This window comes from Azospirillum sp. UFLA03-27 (assembly GCF_059803775.1).
This window is the reverse complement of sequence record NZ_JAUQTX010000131.1, coordinates 1-18754: the sequence shown is the minus strand read 5'-3', so window position 1 is coordinate 18754 and position 18754 is coordinate 1. Positions and strand designations below refer to the sequence as shown.

Here is an 18754-nt window from a genome sequence, read left to right as displayed (position 1 = left end):
ATCACGACGTCGTACCGATCCGCCATCGAACGCTCCCGAATTAACCTTGTTTATCGTTCCAGTGATCGGGCCAGAAGGCGGGGCCGCCGTCAAGAGGGCTCAGGAGGGCCGGCGCTCACCGCCCGGCGCTCACCGCCCGGCGATGGCGCGGGCGACGGTGATCCACTCGTCGCCCGGTTCGGCGTCCCGCAGCGCCAGCAGGGGCGGCCAGACGCCCAACCGGCTGCGGCGGCGCTCGGTGACGAAGCGGTCGATCTCCTCCGGCGTCGGCAGGCGGTCGGCCTTGCGCTGGTTGCAGCGGCGGTGCGCCAGCACGACGTTCGGCGCCGCGTCGAGGCCGCCATAGGCCAGCGGGATCAGATGGTCGAAGGTCGCCTTGGCTCCCACCGGCTCCCCGCAATAGAAGCAGCGCCCGCCTTGCAGAACGTCCATGAGGCGGTAGTCGTCGGGGCTGACGGCCATGGTGGCGTCCTTCAGAGGTTCACACCGGCAGTCGGATCAGCACGCGCAGGCCGCCGTAGGGGCTGTCGCTGAGCGTGATGTCGCCGCCGTGGCTGCGGGCGACATCGCGGGCGATGGTCAGCCCCAGCCCGGCCCCGCCGGTCGCCTGGTTGCGGGAGCTGTCCAGCCGGAAGAAGGGTTTGAACACGTCGTCGCGGGAAACCTGCGGGATTCCCGGCCCGTCGTCGTCCACCAGGATGTTGATGAAGCCGTGCTCCCGCTCCGCCCGCACCCAGATGCGGTCGCCGTGGCGCCGCGCGTTGGACAGCAGGTTGGCGAGGCAGCGGCGGGTCGCGTTGGGGCGCAGCGGCAGGGTCAGCCCGTCCGGCGCCGCCAGGGCCACCTCCGCCCCCTCGCGACGGACGCCGGAGACCACCTCGTTCAGGATGCGGGTCAGGTCGGTCGGCTGAACGGCCTCCGTGCCCTCGCCGCGGGCGAAGGCCAGATAGCCCTCGATCATCGTCTCCATCTCGGTCACGTCGGTCAGCAGCTCCTCGACCTCCGGCCCGTCGCCGATCATGTCCAGCGCCAGCTTCATGCGGGTCAGCGGCGTGCGCAGGTCGTGGCTGACGCCGGCCAGCATCTCCGTCCGCTGGGTGATCTGACGGTGGATGCGCTCGCGCATGCGCAGGAAGGCGACGGCGGCCTGCCGCACCTCGGTCGCTCCCTCCGGCTTGAAGTTGCGCACGTCGCGGCCCTTGCCCAGCGCGTCCGCCGCGGCGGCCAAGCGCTTAATGGGGCGGATCTGGTTGCGCATGAAGATGATGGCGACGGTGAACAGCACCAGGGCCGAACCGACCATCCACAGGATGAAGATGTAGCTGGTCGGGCTGAACAGGCGGCGTTCCGGCGACATCACCGACAGCACGCCGTCCGGCATCTGCACGCGGATCTCGTACCATTCGCGGGTGATGCGGGTGTTGATGGCGAAGGGTCGCCGCACCCGCTCGTGCAGCGCCTTGCTGAGCGTGTTCTCCAGCATGCCGCGCAGCTTCGGCGGGTGGTCGGGCAGGGTGCTGCCGGGCTCCAGCGTCACGATCAGGTCGGTGCTGCGCGCGGTGGCGGCCAGCGTCCAGTTGCGCCCCTCCGGGGTCGGGTCGTGCTCCAGCATGCCGATGACCATGGCGATGTCGCCGGCCACCGCGAAGGCCAGCCGGTTCGTCATGGTGTCCCAGTGGCGGTCGTAGAAGATCCAGGTGGCCACCGCCTGGGCCAGGATGACCGGCGTCACGATGATCAGCAGCGAGCGGCCGAACAGCGTCCGCGGCAGGAACCGCTTCAGCAGCCCCGTCTGCTCGCGGCGCGGCATCGGCATCGGCATCGGTGCGGCGGCGGTGTCGGTGGTCATGGTCCTGGTCCTAGTGCTCTGGGTCCTCTGGGTGCTCCGGCGGCCCCCGTTACGGGTCCGGCCTCAACACATAACCCTCGCCGCGCACCGTGTGGAGGTAGCGCGGCTCCCGCGGGTCGGGTTCGATCTTGCGGCGCAGCCGGGTCACCTGCACGTCGATGGTGCGGGCGTTGCCGGCGACCTTGCTGCGCTCCGTCAACTCCTCACGCGAGAAGATGGTGCCGGGAGAGGCGGCGAGCACGCGCAGCAGCCCGGCCTCCGCGGTGGTCAGCCGGACCACCTCCTCGCCCGCCCGCAACTCGTCGCGATCGGGCAGGTAGATCATCGGGCCGAGCTTAACCGGCTGAGGCGGCACCGGGTCGGCCGGGCGGCTGGCCTGACGGCGCAGGATCGAGTTGATGCGCAGCAGCAGCTCGCGCGGGTTGAACGGCTTGGCGAGGTAGTCGTCGGCCCCGGCCTCCAGCCCGGCGATGCGGTCGTCCGGCTCACCCCGCGCGGTCAGCAGCAGGATGGGCAGGTCGCGCTCCCGCCGCAGCGATTCGGTCAGCTCCAGCCCGGTCTCGCCCGGCATCATGATGTCGAGGACCAGCAGGTCGAAGGCGAGCCCGGCCAGCTTGGCCCGCGCCTCCGCGGCGTCCTTCGCGGTGGCCACCAGGAAGCCGTTGCCGGCGAGATACTTGCGCAGCAGCTCGCGCAGGCGGGTGTCGTCATCGACGACCAGGATGTGGGGCTGGTCTTCTTCGGTCATGGCGCGACTGTAGCGCAACCGCACCCCCGCACCAAGAGAAGCGGCGCCGGCCAGACCACGCATCAGGTCCCGTATCAAGCCGCAGCATCGGCGCCCGCGGTCAGCTCCGCCAGGGTGGACAGGATGCGGTTGGGCGCCGCGGGCTTGGTCAGCACGAGGCAGCCCGCGTCCTTGGCGGCGCGCACGAGGTCGGCGGACAGTTCCCCGGTCAGCAGGATGGCCGGAACCTCCCGTCCCAGCACCCCGCGAAGGGTCTGGATGCCGCTCAACCCGTCGGTGCCGCCGGGCAGCCGGTAGTCGCTGAGGATCGCCGAAGGCGCCTGAAGCGTGGCCTGCGCGGCGGCAAGGGCGGAATCGAAACTCTCCGCCGCCATCACTCCCGCTCCGGCCTGCTCCAGCAGCAGTGTCAGGGAACTGCGCTGCAGCGGATCGTCCTCGACCACCAGCACCCGCCGTCCGGCCAGACGGCCGGGAGAGGACTCGGCGGCGCGAGCCAGGGGGGCGGGGTCCGCCGACCGTGCAACCGCCATCGGCGTCGGGACCGCAGGGGGCGGAACGCGGGGCAGGGTGACCGTGAAGACCGAGCCGCGGCCGACCCGCGACCGGACCTCCAGCGGGTGCCCAAGCAGGCGGGCGGTGCGCTCGACGATGGACAGGCCGAGGCCGGCGCCGCGCGACCCGTCACGGGCGGGGTTGCCGATCTGGTAGAACTCCTCCCAGATCGTGCCCAGCTCGGCGGCGGCGATTCCTTGGCCGCTGTCCCATATTTCCACCCGCAAGCCGTCGCCGCGCCGCCGCGCCCCGACGATCACCCCGCCGCGCGCCGTGTACTTGACGGCGTTGGAGAGCAGGTTGCGCAGGATCGGCTGCAACCGCGTGGGGTCGCTGAGCACCCAGGCGGTGGTGGGCATCACGATCAGCCGCAGGCCCTTGCCCTCGGCCTCCCCCCGCAACTCAGCGGCGAGCTGGTCGAGCAGCGGGGCGAGCGGGAAGGCACTGACCTCCACCGGCACCACGCCGGCCTCCAGCCGCGACAGGGTCAGCAGATCGTCGAGCAGACGCTGCCCGGCCTGGAGCGACGCCGAGGCCATGGCGCCCAATTGCTGGAGCGTCGGGTTCGGCGCCTCCTGCAGCAGCAGCTCGTGGAACGCGGCGAGGCCTTGCAGAGGTTGGCGCAGGTCGTGGCTGACGGTCGCCAGCACCTTCATCTTGGCGAGGCTGGCCATCTCCGCGCTGCGCAGGGCCTTCTCCAGGTCCGCCGTACGTTGGCGGACGCGGTCGTCAAGGCTCTGGTTGGCGCGCAGAAGCTCCGCCCGGACCGCGTCCTCCCGCCGGGCACCGGCCAGGGCGAAGACGAACAGCACCAACGCCCCGGTCAGGATGCCGCCGCTGACCGCCGTGGTCCACAGGGCGCGTTCCCGCCAGGGGGCCAGCACTTCGGCCAGGGGGCGGCTCGCCACCACGACGATCGGGAAACCGGTCAGCATTCGCGCGGCGGTGATCTGCGTGCCCTCGATGATCGCCGGGCCGTCCGGCGGGTCCCAGGGCTGGGGCCAAGCGGTGGTGGGGGGCTCGACGGCGCTGTCCGGCGGCCATTCCGCGAGCTTCTCCTTGCCGCTGGTGAACAGGGCCAGACGCGCCCCCTCGCCCCATCCGGCCTCGCCGTACATCTGCGAGAAATAGGTGTTCTGGATGCCCGCCACCGCGATCGCCTGGAGGGTTCCTTCTTCGTCGCGCAGGGCGCGGCTGATGGTGAAGCGTCCCTGGATGACGCCGGAGCCGGGCAGGTGAGACCCGACATGCAGGCCCGGCGGCGGTCCCCGCGTGGAGTCCAGATGGGCTTGGGCATAGTCCCGATCCGACAGGTCGCGGGGAGGGGGAGGGTGCTCCGCGCTGTCCAGAATCAGCCGCCCCCGCGCGTCGAGCACCCAGACGCCGTTGATCTGCGGCAGGCGCTCCGCGCGGGCGCGCATCACCGCCTGGATGCGCTGCCCTTCGGCGCGGTCGTGGCGGTCCCACCGCTCCAGCGCGTCCAGCAGCATGCGCAACTGGGCGTCCCCGGCTTCGATGGCGCGGCTGGCGTGCTCGTCCAGCAGATGGGCGGTGGCGGCGAACTCCCGGCGGGCCTGTTCCAGCGTGGCGTGGCGGTCGCGGGACACCGACAGGGCGGACACGCCGACGCACAGGGCGGCAAAGGTCAGGAACGCGGCCACGAGATGGGCACGCTGCATGCAGCCGGCTCCTTCAGGAAAGCTAAGACAAAAGAATCGGGTTGCCAAAATCATGGGCTAAGCAACAAGCCGGGGACAACTCTGCCGAAGGGCAGGGACGACACCGACGAACGAGGCAAGAGTCGTGAGTCGAAGCAAGTGCGCAGGGCTTTGCCCGAAGGGTTCGGGTTGCATCACGGCCTTGCGATCCCCACATGAAAAGAGTCGAATTTCTTTGGGTCTACGGTCCGCTTGCAGATCGCTGCGTCTGGTCCTTCCCCTCGGTGATTTGATGTGAACCCGTGGCACGAGCGCCATGGGAAACCTCGTTCAAGGAACTACCAGATGGCTACTGGAACCGTGAAATGGTTCAACACCACCAAGGGCTACGGCTTCATCCAGCCGGATGACGGGACGGCCGACGTGTTCGTCCACATCTCCGCCGTTGAGCGGTCGGGCATCAACATTCATGAAGGCCAGAAGCTGTCCTACGAACTCCAGCGCGACCCCAAGAAGGGCAAGAGCGCCGCGGCCAACCTGAAGGAAGCGTGATTTTCAGCTCCGATTTTTGTCGGAGCCGCTCTTCAGGGGCCGGTTGCCCCCAATCCTGTAACAGCCGCTTCACAAAAGAAACGCATGCTCCATGGACCACCGGGACCGCCCGGATGGTGCCATGGGGCACGATGACGATCACAGGAGGCATGCATGGCATCCGATAACCGCAGCGCGGATCGGAATGATCTCGACTCCATGACCCGCGAGTTTCTTGCGAAGGGGGGTAAAATCGTTCAGTGCCCGCCGGGGTCCTCGGACAGCGTGGTGTACAAGCGCACGTCCTTCCGCCGCCGCGGCGCCGCGAACGCCGCGGGCAAGGAAGGGGCGGAGGGCGCCGCCGGCACCCCGCCGGCGGATGCGGCTCCTGCCGCCGCCACCACGGAAGCGACCCCGGCCAAGGACAGCTGACCGAAGGCTTGGCCCGACCGGCTTTCCGGCCCGGTTCCTACCGCTTCACGGCGGCGAGCCGGGCCGGCACCGGAGGAGCGAACTTCACCCGGTCCTCTTCGTCCATCATGCCCAGCATCACCTTGCGGAAGCCCTCCACGGCCTCCGCCCCCGCCATGCGGTAGGCGCGGGCGATCCGCTGCCGCTGCGTTTCGGAGAGCTGGCGTTCCAGCTCCACGCCCTTTTCGGTCAGTTCCAGCAGACGCTGCCGCCGGTCCCGCACGCCCGTCTGCTGCTGGATGAATTCCTGCCGGACCAGTTCCCCCAACACGCGCGACAGGCTCTGCTTGGTGATCTTCAGGATCGCCAGAAGCTCCGACACGGTGATCTTCGGGTAGCGCCCGACGAAGTAGATGACGCGGTGGTGCGCCCGGCCGAAGCCGATCTGCGCCAGGATCTCGTCCGGCTCCGCGGTGAATTCCCGGTAGGCGTAGAACAGCAGCTCCATGCCCGTGCGAAGTTCCTCTTCGCGCAGGAAAAGCTGGTTCACGCCCGCTTTTATGTCAGCCATGTTGACGTGATCGGTGCGATTCGTTACAAATGGGTCAATAAGCCAGACATAAACGAACAAAGGCCGCGAGACAAGCGCGGCTTTCGACAATTCCATTCCAAGTCCCGAGCAACGGGCCAAAGACCAAGGTGGGAGCCGCCATGTCCATCCTTCCCTTCGACGACCGCGACGGCGTGATCTGGTACGACGGCGCGCTGGTGCCGTGGCGCGACGCGAATCTGCACGTCCTGTCGCACGGCCTGCACTATGCGAGCTGCGTGTTCGAAGGCGAGCGCGTCTACAACGGCACGGTGTTCAAGCTGACCGAGCACAGCGAGCGTCTGGCTGCCTCGGCCCGCATCCTGGGCTTCGAACTTCCCTATTCGGTGGCGGAGATCGACGCGGCGACCAACGAGACGGTGAAGGCGATGGGCTTCACCGACGCCTATGTCCGCCCGGTGGCGTGGCGCGGCAGCGAGATGATGGGCGTGGCGGCGCAGGCCAGCCGCATCCACGTCGCCATCGCCGTCTGGCAGTGGCCGAGCTATTTCAGCCCCGAGGCGAAGATGGCCGGCATCAAGCTGACCTGGGCGCCCTGGCGCCGCCCGGCCCCGGACACCGCCCCCACCGCGTCGAAGGCGGCGGGCCTCTACATGATCTGCACGCTGTCCAAGCACGCGGCCGAGGCCGAGGGCTATCAGGACGCGCTGATGCTCGACTACCGCGGCTATCTGGCCGAGGCGACCGGGGCGAACCTGTTCCTGGTGATGGACGGCAAGATCCACACGCCGAAGCCCGACTGCTTCCTGGACGGCATCACCCGCCGTACGGTGATCGACCTCGCCAAGGCCCGCGGCATCGAGGTGATCGAACGCCACATCCAGCCCGACGAACTGGCGAACACCCAGGAGGTCTTCCTGACCGGCACCGCCGCGGAAGTGACCCCGGTCGGCCAGATCGGCGATTACCGCTTCACGCCGGGCCGCGTCTGCGAGACGCTGGTGAAGGACTACGACGCGCTGGTGCGCGGGTAAGGAACGCCCCTCTTTCCCTCCCCTGCGCAGTTCTCGCGCAAACCAAAGCTTTGCGCTGACGCGGTAGGCGGACCATGGGTCCGCTAAAAGCGGGGGAGGGAAAGAAAGGGAGGGGGAAGCGCGAGCAGGCACTCCGGACAAGCCCACGCTCGACAGCGGGGGTGGGGTGGGCCATATACTCGGTTCCCGTTCCGTACCCCTGGCGCGAGCGCACCCGCATGTCCCATCCCGTCCTGACTGCCCTCCCGCAGAAGTCCCTGCCCAAGCTGGAGGCGGGCAAGAAGTTCGAACTGGTGTCGGAGTTCAAGCCCTCCGGCGACCAGCCGTGCGCCATCGGGGAACTGACCGAGGGGCTGCGCGCCGGCGAGAAGGATCAGGTGCTGCTCGGCGTCACGGGGTCCGGCAAGACCTTCACCATGGCGCACGTCATCCAGCACGTCCAGCGCCCCACCCTGGTGCTCGCCCCGAACAAGACGCTGGCGGCGCAGCTCTACGGAGAGATGAAGTCCTTCTTCCCGAACAACGCGGTGGAATACTTCGTCTCCTACTACGACTACTATCAACCGGAAGCCTACGTTCCGCGCACCGACACCTTCATCGAGAAGGAATCCTCGATCAACGAGCAGATCGACCGGATGCGCCACTCGGCGACGCGGGCGCTGCTGGAAAGGGACGACGTCATCATCGTGGCGTCGGTGTCCTGCATCTACGGCATCGGTTCGGTCGAGACCTATTCGGAGATGACCGTCGATCTGCGCAAGGGCCAGGTCGTCGCCCAGCCCGACCTGCTGCGCAAGCTGACCGAGCTTCAGTACAAACGCAACGATGCGGCCTTCGGGCGCGGCTTGTTCCGGGTGCGCGGCGACACCGTGGAGCTGTTCCCCGCCCACATGGAGGACCGCGCCTGGCGCATCTCGCTGTTCGGCGACGAGATCGAGGGCATCCATGAGATCGATCCGCTGACCGGCGAGAAGATCGCCTCGCTGGAAGCCGTGCGTATCTATCCCAACAGCCACTATGTGACGCCCAAGCCGACGCTCAATCAGGCCATCGAGCAGATCAAGCGCGAGCTGAAGCTCCGGCTGGAGGAGTTCAACGCCCAGGGCAAGCTGCTGGAGGCGCAGCGGCTGGAGCAGCGCACGACCTTCGACATCGAGATGATGGCGGCCACCGGCGCCTGCGCCGGCATCGAGAACTATTCCCGCTACCTGACCGGCCGCGCGGCGGGCGAGCCGCCGCCGACGCTGTTCGAGTATCTGCCGGGCGACGCGCTGCTGATCGTGGACGAAAGCCACGTCATGGTGCCGCAGATCGGCGGCATGTACCGCGGCGACCGGATGCGCAAGGAGACGCTGTCCGAATACGGCTTCCGCCTGCCCAGCGCCATGGACAACCGCCCGCTGAAGTTCGAGGAGTGGGAAGGCATGCGCCCGCAGACGGTCTTCGTCTCGGCCACTCCCGGCCCCTGGGAGATGGAGCGTACCGGCGGCGTCTTCGCCGAGCAGGTGGTCCGCCCGACCGGCCTGATCGACCCGGAGGTGATCATCCGCCCCACCGAGACGCAGGTGGACGACCTGATCCACGAGTGCAAGGAGGTGGTGGCGAAGGGCAACCGCGTGCTGGTCACAACCCTGACCAAGAAGATGGCCGAGGCGCTGACCGAATACATGCACGAGGCGGGGCTGCGCGTGCGCTACATCCACTCCGACGTGGAGACGCTGGAGCGCATCGAGATCATCCGCGACCTGCGGCTCGGCGCCTACGACGTGCTGGTCGGCATCAACCTGCTGCGTGAGGGGCTGGACATCCCGGAATGCTCGCTGGTCGCCATTCTGGACGCCGACAAGGAGGGCTATCTGCGCTCCAAGACCTCGCTGATCCAGACCATCGGCCGCGCCGCCCGCAACATTGAGGGGCGGGCGATCCTCTACGCCGACAGGATCACCGGCAGCATGCAGTACGCCATCGACGAGACGGCGCGCCGCCGCGAGAGGCAGCGGGCTTACAATCTGGAGCACGGCATCACGCCGGAATCCGTGAAAAAGGCCATCGGCGACATCCTGGAGAGCGTCTACGAGCGCGGCGACCACGTCACCGTGAAGACCGGCCTGAACGCGTCGGAACTGGTCGGCCACAACCTGAAGTCCGTAATGGCCGACATGGAGAAGCGCATGAAGGCTGCGGCCGCCGACCTGGAGTTCGAGGAGGCCGCCCGCCTGCGCGACGAACTCCGCCGGTTGGAGGCGATGGACCTCGGGCTGGAGCAGCCGGGCAGCATCGGCATCAGTTCCGCCCGCCAGGGCCGCGGCATTCCCGAGGGCGCGCCGAAGAAACAGGGGCGGCGGGGACGGCGCTGACGGGAAAGGGCGGAACCACTTCGGGAATAATATCCCCCTTCCAGGCGTTCATCCTGCCAGTACGGCCCGCTCGCCGGGCCGCGACCCCTGGCACAGGAACGCCAATGACGACGCTCCGCTCGCTGTCTCTTCTGTCCTTCACCGCCCTTCTCCTGTCCGGCTGCTACGTCGCCGCCGGGACACCCGGACCCGTCTATGGCTATGGACACCGTTCCTATGGGTACGGCTATTACGAGCGCCCGCTGTACCGCCATTATGGGCCGCCGCCCGTGGTGTATGGCCGCCCCTACTATGGCGGCCATCGCAGTGGTCATCATGGCGGCCCCCGTCACCACAAACCGCACGGCGGGCACCGCCACGGCGGCTGGTGAGAGGCGGCCGGGGCCGGCCCGCTCCCGGCAATCGTCGTTAACAAAGGTTCAATGCTTTGGTCCGATCATGACCTGAATACATTCGCTCCCGCTGATGCATGAATCCGAAGCGCGGGAGGCGAAGCAGGGCAGGAAAGGGTCCGGGACCCATGAGCGACCAACTCACCAAGGACGACGTGTCCAGACTGCTGTCGGACCCGTCGCCGAACAGCCGTTCCGAACTGGCGGTCAAGGTTGCCAAGCAATTCTCCGCCGCCACCTTGACGGACGGCGAGCGCCGGCTCGCCGAGGACATCATCCGTTTCATGGCGCGCGACGCCGTGGTGCGCGTGCGCCAGTCGCTGGCCGAGAACCTGAAGGCCAACCCGGCGCTGCCGCGCGACGTCGCGCTGATGCTGGCCCGCGACGTGGAGGCCGTGGCGATCCCGGTGCTCAGCGTCTCCACGGTGCTGACCGACGCCGACCTCGTCGAACTGGTGCGGACCGGCACCGACGCCAAGCACACCGCCATCGCGCAGCGCCCGGCCCTGTCGGCCAGCGTCGCCGACGCGCTGATCGACACCGCATCGGAAGGGGCTGTGGCGGTGCTGGTCGCCAACGAGAGCGCGGATCTCGGCGAGCGCACGCTCGGCCGTGTCATCGAACGCTTCGCCGACAGCGAAACCGTGCAGGAACCGCTGGTCCAGCGTGTCCGCCTGCCGATCACCATCGCCGAGCGGCTGGTCGCCGTGGTGTCGGAAAAGCTGCAACAGCATTTGGTGGCCAACCACGATCTCCCGGCCAAGGTCGCTGCCGACCTGATCCTGCAAAGCCGCGAGCGCGCCACGGTCGCCCTCTTCTCCGGAGAAAGCGACGAGGGCGCGCTGGAGCGGCTGGTCGCGCAGCTGTCGCGCAGCGGCCGCCTGACCCCGTCGCTGTTGGTGCGGGCGCTGTGTATGGGCGACAGCGCCTTCTTCGAGACGGCGCTGTCCCATCTGGCCAACGTGCCTCTGACCAACGCCCGTCTGCTGATCCACGACGCTGGGCGGCTGGGTCTGAAGTCAATCTACGACAAGGCCAAGCAGCCGCCGGCCCTGCTGCCCGCCTGCCGGATCGCCTTGGACGTGCTGAAAGAGACCCCCTACGACGGCGAGGCGCACGACATCGAACGCCACCGCCGTCGGGTGATCGAGCGCATCCTGACCCAGTACGAGGATCTGGCGGCGGAGGATTTGGATTACCTGCTCGACAAGCTGGGCGACCTCATGCGCGAGGAAACGAATTAACGCTGGAGCCTTCGAAAATTGCTCGGCCTGCAGTTTTCGGTTGCGGTATCAAACGGGGTTGGCAGCTCATCATTTGATAAGGCTTTGACGTGATCTGAGCACGCCCTCACGATCACCTTGAGCAGCCTGCCTCACGGTGCCATTTTTTGATGCCCGCTGTTCCTAACCTTTGCGTCTGGCCGCGGTCTTTCCTGCCAGAACCTTGGAAGGGGGAACGCGGTTGCCCGATGAGAGCAAGGGACGGGAGGCGGTGGTTCCGGATGAATCCGGTCACAGCTTCCGGCCGGCGTCGCTGGACGCCGTGAACTTCCTGCTGGCGGACGTGCGTGGGGCGCTCGGCCCTTATCTCAACGTCTTTCTGGTGACCCAGCAGCATTGGAGCCAGTCTGAGGTCGGGCTGGTGACCAGTCTGGCCGGCTGGCTCGGGCTTGCCGTGCAGACGCCCATCGGGGCGGCCATCGACTCCACCCACCGCAAGCGCGAGGCCATCGTCCTGGCGCTGGCCGTGCTCGGCGCGGGGGCGCTGTGCATCTACCTGTTCCCCAACTTCTGGCCGGTCCTGATCGCGAACACGTTGATCGCGGTGGTCGGGGACGTGTTCGGTCCGGCGGTGGCGGCCCTGACCCTCGGCCTCGTCCCGCAGCGCATGCTCGCCCGGCGGATGGGGCGCAACGCCGCTTTCGACCATGCGGGCAACGTCGGCGTGGCGGCGCTCGCCGGGCTGGTCGGCTGGCTGTTCTCCCAGCAGGCGGTCTTTCTGCTGGTGCCGGTGTTTGCGGTCCTGTCATCAATCGCCGTCTTGTCGATCCCGGCCTCCGCCATCGACCAGCGCCGAGCCCGCGGGGTGGAGGCGCCGGCAGGCGGCGGGTCGGAAGGCGGAGCGGCCGACGGGGAGAAGGTTTGCGGCATGGGCATCCTGGTCCATTGCCGGCCGTTGCTGATCTTCGGCAGTTGCGCCTTGCTGTTCCATTTCGCCAACGCGCCCCTGCTGCCGCTGGTCGGGCAGAAGCTGGCCGCGGCGCACCCGGAATGGGCGACGGTCATGATGTCGTCCTGCATCATCGCCGCCCAGCTCGTCATGCTTCCCATCGCCATTCTGGTCGGGCGGACGGCCGACCGTCTGGGCCGCAAGCCGATCCTGCTGGTCGGCTTCGCCATCCTGCCCCTGCGGGCCGTCCTCTACACCCTGTCGGACAACAGCGCCTGGCTGATTGGCGTCCAGCTTCTGGACGGGGTGGGCGCCGGGATCTTCACAGCCCTGACGCCGCTGGTAATCGCCGATCTGATGCGCGGAACCGGGCGCTACAACCTTGCCTTCGGGGCGGTCGCCACGATGCAGGGCGTGGGGGCCGCGACCAGCGGCTTCGTCACCGGCGTGATCGTGGATCGTTTCGGCTATTCCGCCGCCTTCCTCACGGCTGGGGCGATGGCCCTGATCGCGCTGGCCGCCCTGTTCCTCGGGTTGCCGGAATCCGCTCCGGCCACCCCTGCCGAGGCTGGGATCGGACCGTTGGAAGAGCCCAGCCTCGCCGAATGACCCGTCCGATGCCGGGGCTCAACCCATCCGGAACCGGGGACACTTTTAGAACGCCCGAAATTCCCTGAGGCCGGCGATGGGCGGGGCCGTCAGGCGGGCGGCGGGCAGGAGGATGGTCACCGTCGTGCCGTGCCCCGGTGCGCTGTCCAACTCCACGCGACCGCCGTGCAGTTCGGCGAAGCGGCGGACGATGGGCAGGCCGAGCCCGATGCCCTCGTGCTGGCGCACGAGCGAACGTTCGCCCTGGATGAACGGGCTGAAGACGTGGTCGACGATGTCCGGCGGAATTCCGGGGCCGTCGTCGGCGACGGCGACGGCGACCATCCCGCTCTGCAGGGCGATCCGCAGCGAGACCCGCCCGCCCCGGTGACCGAACTTCACCGCGTTGTCCAGCAGATGGACGATCATCTCCGCCAAGCGGCGCTGGTCGGCACGCAGCGTGACGGGCGGTCCCGGCTGAAGCGTGATGGTCTGTGACTTGGCCTGCGCCTTGGCGCCGAGCAGATCGATGCATTGGATCAGCAGGCCGGGCAGGTCGATGGTCGACTCGGCAAGGTCGATGCCGCCGGACCCCCGCGTGAAGTCCAGGATGTTGTTGACCATGCCGAGCAGCGCCTTGCCGCTCTCCTCGATGAGCCGGACATAGTCCATGTAGTCGTCGTGGCCGAGCGGCCCGTGCGCCTCGCTGGACAGCACCTCGGCAAAGCCGATGATGGCGTTCAGAGGGGTCCGCAACTCGTGGCTGGTCACCGAGAGGAAGTCGAGCTTGGCCCGGTCGGCCTGCCGTGCCGCCTCCAGGGCGGTGCTGAGTTCCGCCGTGCGCTCTGACACGCGGCGCTCCAACCCGCGGTTCTGCTCGGCGGCGCGCTGGTAGAGCTTGCGGATTTCCAGCACGCTGCGCACGCGGTGCAGCAGCTCCCAGGCGATGAAGGGCTTGGTGAGGAAGTCATTGGCCCCCAGCTCCAGCGAGCGCCGCCGCGTCTCCTGGTCGGTGTGGGCGGTCAGCACCAGGATGGGCACGTAATCGTCGCTGTACAGGGTGTTGACGCGCTCCATCAGATCGAAGCCGCTCATGTGCGGCATGCGGATGTCGATGAGGAGAAGGTCGAAGCGCTGCGCCTCGCAGAGCGCGGGAACCCGCCGGGGGTCGGTTTCCCCCCGCACGGCGGTGTAGCCCTCGTGGGTCAGGATGTCGCGCACCAGATCGACGTTCGACGCGTTGTCGTCGACAATCAGAATGGCGGCGTCCTTGACGTCGCGAGCGAGCGTCGGGTCGAGAGCGCTGCGGGTCATGGCGGTGCCGCCGCTGCCGGTCCGACGCACCTTTGCATGCTGCCCTCCACCTGTGCGCCGCCCCGCGGGATTTTACGGGTTTTAGATTAACCTTGCGCACAGGAGGCCCGTCAAGACCGGTGGTGACAAAGGAATGCAATATTACGTCGCGTTAGCGGTATCACTCGAAGAATTCTTTAAAACCTATAACAGTCCTTGGTTTCAGGCGCGCTTTTCCCAACCGCCGCGGTCGTTTTGCTGCCAGTAGGTGAGGGCGTGTCCGGCGGATTTGCAGATCTTCCAACGGTCCCTGGCAGCGAGCACCGCGTCGCCGTCGTTTCCGTCGAACAGGTCGCAGACGAGGTTGAAGGAGCCCATCGCGTCGCTGGTCACCCCGTCCACCAGAACCAGGACGGTGGCCCCGTTGGGGTTCTCCTCCTCGGCGGTCAGCCAGACCGGCTGTTCGGCGGCGAAGCCGTCGCGGGACGCGCCGTGCGGCAGGAAGGAGGAAGGGTCGTAGGTCCACAAATGTTGATTGAGCGCGTCCACCCGCTCCGGCGAGCCGGCCAGGACGACGGCGCGCCAACCGCGCTCCAGGACCTTTTCCAGAATCTTCGGCAACGCCTGTTCGAGCGTGCGCCGCTGGAGGTGATAGAAACGGACCTCGGTCATGGCCTCATCGTCGAGATGCCCCTCTCCCGTCTGGGGAGAGGGTTGGGGTGAGGGGGATATGCGTGTCGGTGCATTCGGCAAAAGCGCAACCCCCTCACCGGCCCTACGGGCCACCCTCTTCCCGGAGGGGAGAGGGCTAAACCTTACTTGCTCTCATGATAGTTCGCCACGAAGCGGTCGAGCAGGCGGACGCCGAAGGCGGTGCCGCCCTTCGGCACGATGGCCGTGTCCTTCTTCGACCAGGCGACGCCGGCGATGTCGATGTGCGCCCAGGGCAGGTCCTCGACGAAGCGCTTGAGGAACTGCGCGCCGACGATGCTGCCGGCCCCGCGGCCCGACCCGACGTTCTTCATGTCGGCGATGTCGGAGTTGATGTCCTTGTCGTAGGCGTCGCCCATCGGCAAGCGCCACAGCGGCTCGCCCACCGACTTGCCGGCGGCCAGAAGGTTCTCGGCCAGCCAGTCGTCGTTGGCGAACAGGCCGGCGTGCTCATGGCCCAGCGCGATGATGACCGCACCGGTCAGCGTGGCGAGGTCCACCAGCAGGCGCGGCTTGAAGGTCTCCTGCGCGTAAGTCAGGCAGTCGGCCAGGACGAGGCGGCCTTCGGCGTCGGTGTTGATCACCTCGATGGTCTGGCCGGACAGCGAGGTCACCACGTCGCCGGGCCGCTGCGCGGTGCCGGACGGCATGTTCTCGACCAGGCCGACGATGCCGACGGCGTTGACCTTCGCCTTGCGGGCGGCCAGCGCGCGCATGGTGCCGATGACCACCGCGGCCCCGCCCATGTCCCACTTCATGTCCTCCATCCCGGCGGCGGGCTTGATGGAGATGCCGCCGGTGTCGAAGGTGACGCCCTTGCCGATGAAGGCGAGCGGGCGGCGGTCCTCGGCGTCGGGGGCGCCGTCCCAGCGCATCACGACAACGCGCGGCTCGAAGGCGCTGCCCTGGGCGACGCCGATCAGCGCGCCCATGCCGAGCTTCCTCAGCTTCTTGAGGTCCAGCACCTCGACCTGCAGGCCGACGTCGGTCAGGTCCCGGCAGCGGTCGGCGAGGCTTTCCGGATTCAGGACGTTGGCCGGCTCCGACACCAGATCACGGGTGTAGGCGACGGCCTCGGCCAGCGGCTCCAGGCGGCCATAGGCGCGCTTGGCGGCGTCCGGCTCCGCGGTCAGGACGATGATCTTCTTGAGGGAGGGCTTGGCCTCCTTCTTCTCGGTCGTCCGGTACTTGTCGAAGCGGTAGGAGCGGAGCTGCGCGCCGAAGGCGAGTTCCGCCGCCGCGGCGTCGGGGGCCACGGTGCCGCCGTCCGGCAGGTCGAGCAGGACGGAGACCTCCGCCTCGCCGGACTTGTCCAGGGCGGCGACGATGGCGCCGCCGACGGCCTGGAGGGCGGCCTCGGATAGATCCTCCCCCTTGCCGACGCCGACCAGGAGGACGCGGTCGAACTCGACCCCGGCGGGGGCGAGGATGGCCAGCGTCTCCTCCTTCTTGCCGGTGAAGCGGCTGGCCTTCATGGCGCGGGACAGCGTGCCGCCCGTCTTCTGGTCGAGATCCCGCCCCGCGGCGCCGAGCGCGCGATCGGTGGCGACGGTGACGGCGACGGTGCCGGACTTGGGCAGCGCGGGCTTCGCAAAGGCGAACTTCATCGGCTCCTCTCGGGCTCCTCTCGGCTGGGACGGCCGGCGCGCGGGCGCCGGGGCGGGTGGGATCGATCCGCAACCACCCTGGGATAAAGACCTTCCCGTGCGCCCTGTCAAGGCGCGGACCGGTTGTTTCCCGCGCCCGTCCGCAGTACATAGCCCCGGCACGCCGTGGTGGAAGCCTCCGGCGCGCCGCGTACCGCCCGTCGATCGGCCGGGGAGGCCGGAGCCCATGTATTCATCCGCCACGCTGTCGCGCTACATCGGGCGCCAGTTCGTCACCTGGTTCCTGCTGCTGCTCGGCATCCTGCTGTCGATCATCCTGCTGCTCGACGTCGTGGAACTGCTGCGCCGCGCCGGGACCAAGCCGGACATCACCTTCTGGCTGGTCCTGCGCATGGCCCTGCTGAAGCTGCCGGAGATCGGCCAGCAGATCTTTCCCTTCGTGATCCTGTTCAGCGGCATGTTCACCTTCTGGCGGCTGACGCGCAGCGCGGAGCTGGTGGTGGCCCGCGCGGTCGGCGTGTCGGCGTGGCAGTTCCTGACCCCGGTGCTGATCGCCGCGCTGATGATCGGTGCCGTCAAGGTGACGATGATCAACCCGGTCGGCGCGGTCTTCATCGCCAAGTACAACCAGCTTCAGGACCGCTATCTGAAGCTGAAGTCGAGCAGCTTCGACGTCTCGCGCAGCGGCCTGTGGCTGCGCCAGCAGGAGGCGGGGGAGCAGTATTTCATCCACGCCGACGGTGTGAACCCGCTGACCTTCGAGATGAGCCAGGTGATCGTCCTGCGCTTCGACACCAACATGACCTACATCGGGCGGGTGGACGCGCCGCGCGCCGTGCTGCGCGACCGGAAGTGGGAATTGCAGGACGCGACGATCAACCTCGGCAAGAAGGAGTCGGAGACGGTCCCGACCTACGTCATCCCGACGGAGCTGAACCGGACCACCATCGAGGAAAGCTTCGCCGCGCCGGAGACGATCTCCTTCTGGGATCTGCCGCAGTTCATCCGCACGCTGGAGGCCACCGGTTTTCCGGCGGTCCGCCACCGTCTGCATTACCAGTCGCTGCTGTCGCAGCCCCTGCTCTATGTGGCGATGGTGCTGTTCGCCGCGGCCTTCTCGCTGCGGCTGCCGCGGCGCGGCGGCACGATGACGATGGTGTCCGGCGGCGTTCTGACCGGATTCGTGCTGTTCGTGATGACCGACGTGATCCGCACCTTCGGCATCTCCGAAACCATCCCGCTGGCCATGGCGGCCTGGAGCCCGGCCTGCGTCAGCGTGCTGCTCGGCACCGCGGTGCTGCTGCATCTGGAGGACGGCTGACGCCGGATCCGGAGCAGGGCTGACGCCGGCCGCCCGGTCTTTGGACACAATTCCGTTCCAGGATGCGGTCCACGATTCCGTTTACACGCGCCCGGGGGGGCCGTATTAAACGGCAACCACCTCTGGAGTCTGGAGCACCATGCAGAGTTTGCGAGCCGTCCGGTCTGCCTTCGCCGTGGCGACCGCCTGCGCCCTTCTTGCCGCCGGCGCGCCCGCCGCGGCCCAGACGCGGGCTCCCAACGCTCCAAACAGCCCTGCTGCGGGAACGCAAGGCCCCGCGGAACGCATCGCCGCCGTCGTCAACGACGAGGTCATCTCGCTGTCCGACGTGCACGCGCGAATCCGCCTCGCCCTGCTGAACGCCGGTGCCCAGGACAGCGCGGAGACGCGCCAGCGCCTGACCCCGCAGGTGCTTCGCCAGCTGATCGACGAACGGCTCCAGTTGCAGGAGGCCAAGCGTCTCGGCGTCTCGGTCCCGTCCAAGGAGATCGACGAGGCCATCGGGCGCATCGCCGAACAGAACCGTATGGGCCGCCCGCAGCTCGAAACCCTGCTGAAGACCCAGAACGTCCCGGTTTCCACCCTGCGCGAGCAGGTGCGGGCCCTGCTGTCCTGGCAGCGGGTGATGCAGCGCCGCATCCGGCAGGAGGTGGTGATCGGCGACGAGGAGATCGACGCCGTGATGCAGCGCATCAAGGCCAACATCGGCAAGCCGGAGTATCTGGTGGCCGAGATCTTCCTGGCCGTGGACAGCCCCGACCAGGACGAGGAGGTGCGGCGCAACGCCGAGCGGCTGGTCGAAGAAGTCCGCCGCGGCGGAAACTTCGCCGCCCTGGCCCGCCAGTTCTCGCAGTCCGCCGGCGCCGCCTCGGGCGGCGACATGGGCTGGGTCCGCACGGGCGAGTTGAACGCGGAACTGGACAAGACCCTGTCCACCATGCTGTCTCTTATACACATCTCCGAGCCCACGAGACTATAAC

General features: G+C 68.1%; 17 protein-coding genes. 9 read left to right on the top strand and 8 right to left on the bottom strand.

What is annotated here, in order from left to right; all coding sequences use genetic code 11:
• Nucleotides 1–129: 129 nt before the first annotated feature.
• From Q4I23_RS19325 to Q4I23_RS19310, 4 genes are all read right to left on the bottom strand, one after another.
• Nucleotides 130–462: an HNH endonuclease gene (locus Q4I23_RS19325; protein WP_498527251.1), complete on the bottom strand. Its 333-nt coding sequence runs from the start codon at nucleotides 460–462 to the stop codon at nucleotides 130–132.
• A gap of 19 nt (nucleotides 463–481) precedes the next feature.
• Nucleotides 482–1849 carry an ATP-binding protein gene (locus Q4I23_RS19320; RefSeq protein ID WP_498527250.1) on the bottom strand — a complete coding sequence of 456 codons (1368 nt, stop codon included), beginning with the start codon at nucleotides 1847–1849 and terminating at the stop codon, nucleotides 482–484.
• Between the two features lie 49 nt (nucleotides 1850–1898).
• A complete protein-coding gene (locus Q4I23_RS19315; protein ID WP_035676932.1) occupies nucleotides 1899–2597 on the bottom strand; it encodes a response regulator in 699 nt (232 codons plus the stop codon).
• Nucleotides 2598–2671: 74 nt separating this feature from the next.
• Nucleotides 2672–4828 (bottom strand): ATP-binding protein, encoded by a 2157-nt coding sequence (locus Q4I23_RS19310; protein WP_498527249.1) that lies wholly within the window; start codon nucleotides 4826–4828, stop codon nucleotides 2672–2674.
• Between the two features lie 324 nt (nucleotides 4829–5152).
• Between Q4I23_RS19310 and Q4I23_RS19305 the strand changes: the two genes are divergently transcribed.
• A complete protein-coding gene (locus tag Q4I23_RS19305; RefSeq protein WP_014197503.1) occupies nucleotides 5153–5359 on the top strand; it encodes a cold-shock protein in 207 nt (68 codons plus the stop codon).
• 153 nt (nucleotides 5360–5512) lie between these two features.
• Complete coding sequence (locus Q4I23_RS19300) at nucleotides 5513–5770, top strand: hypothetical protein (RefSeq protein WP_498527248.1); 258 nt, start codon at nucleotides 5513–5515, stop codon at nucleotides 5768–5770.
• Between the two features lie 37 nt (nucleotides 5771–5807).
• Here Q4I23_RS19300 and Q4I23_RS19295 read toward each other — a convergent pair whose 3' ends face one another.
• Nucleotides 5808–6320, bottom strand: coding sequence for a MarR family winged helix-turn-helix transcriptional regulator (locus Q4I23_RS19295; RefSeq protein WP_035676767.1), 513 nt, complete (start codon nucleotides 6318–6320; stop codon nucleotides 5808–5810).
• Nucleotides 6321–6460: 140 nt separating this feature from the next.
• Between Q4I23_RS19295 and Q4I23_RS19290 the strand changes: the two genes are divergently transcribed.
• From Q4I23_RS19290 to Q4I23_RS19270, 5 genes are all read left to right on the top strand, one after another.
• Nucleotides 6461–7333 carry a branched-chain amino acid aminotransferase gene (locus Q4I23_RS19290; RefSeq protein ID WP_200483878.1) on the top strand — a complete coding sequence of 291 codons (873 nt, stop codon included), beginning with the start codon at nucleotides 6461–6463 and terminating at the stop codon, nucleotides 7331–7333.
• 218 nt (nucleotides 7334–7551) lie between these two features.
• Nucleotides 7552–9690 carry an excinuclease ABC subunit UvrB gene (gene uvrB, locus Q4I23_RS19285; protein ID WP_498527247.1) on the top strand — a complete coding sequence of 713 codons (2139 nt, stop codon included), beginning with the start codon at nucleotides 7552–7554 and terminating at the stop codon, nucleotides 9688–9690.
• Between the two features lie 104 nt (nucleotides 9691–9794).
• Nucleotides 9795–10061 (top strand): neuropeptide-like protein 29, encoded by a 267-nt coding sequence (locus Q4I23_RS19280; protein WP_498527246.1) that lies wholly within the window; start codon nucleotides 9795–9797, stop codon nucleotides 10059–10061.
• Nucleotides 10062–10210: 149 nt separating this feature from the next.
• Nucleotides 10211–11326: a SpbR family protein gene (gene spbR, locus Q4I23_RS19275; protein WP_498527245.1), complete on the top strand. Its 1116-nt coding sequence runs from the start codon at nucleotides 10211–10213 to the stop codon at nucleotides 11324–11326.
• Between the two features lie 220 nt (nucleotides 11327–11546).
• Nucleotides 11547–12863 carry an MFS transporter gene (locus Q4I23_RS19270; RefSeq protein WP_498527244.1) on the top strand — a complete coding sequence of 439 codons (1317 nt, stop codon included), beginning with the start codon at nucleotides 11547–11549 and terminating at the stop codon, nucleotides 12861–12863.
• 45 nt (nucleotides 12864–12908) lie between these two features.
• On the opposite strand, the gene Q4I23_RS19265 is transcribed toward Q4I23_RS19270, so the two are convergent.
• From Q4I23_RS19265 to Q4I23_RS19255, 3 genes are all read right to left on the bottom strand, one after another.
• On the bottom strand, nucleotides 12909–14156 hold the full coding sequence (locus tag Q4I23_RS19265) for an ATP-binding response regulator (protein ID WP_498527243.1): 1248 nt from the start codon (nucleotides 14154–14156) through the stop codon (nucleotides 12909–12911).
• Between the two features lie 201 nt (nucleotides 14157–14357).
• Nucleotides 14358–14807 carry a DNA polymerase III subunit chi gene (locus tag Q4I23_RS19260; RefSeq protein ID WP_498527242.1) on the bottom strand — a complete coding sequence of 150 codons (450 nt, stop codon included), beginning with the start codon at nucleotides 14805–14807 and terminating at the stop codon, nucleotides 14358–14360.
• Nucleotides 14808–14950: 143 nt separating this feature from the next.
• A complete protein-coding gene (locus Q4I23_RS19255) occupies nucleotides 14951–16453 on the bottom strand; it encodes a leucyl aminopeptidase (protein WP_454017626.1) in 1503 nt (500 codons plus the stop codon).
• A 226-nt stretch (nucleotides 16454–16679) separates the two neighbouring features.
• On the opposite strand from Q4I23_RS19255, the gene lptG reads away from it, so the two are divergent.
• Together lptG and Q4I23_RS19245 are read left to right on the top strand one after the other, a co-directional pair.
• Nucleotides 16680–17774, top strand: coding sequence for an LPS export ABC transporter permease LptG (gene lptG / locus Q4I23_RS19250; protein WP_014197489.1), 1095 nt, complete (start codon nucleotides 16680–16682; stop codon nucleotides 17772–17774).
• Nucleotides 17775–17913: 139 nt separating this feature from the next.
• A complete protein-coding gene (locus Q4I23_RS19245) occupies nucleotides 17914–18753 on the top strand; it encodes a SurA N-terminal domain-containing protein (protein WP_498527241.1) in 840 nt (279 codons plus the stop codon).
• The last annotated feature ends 1 nt before the right edge of the window (nucleotide 18754 follow it).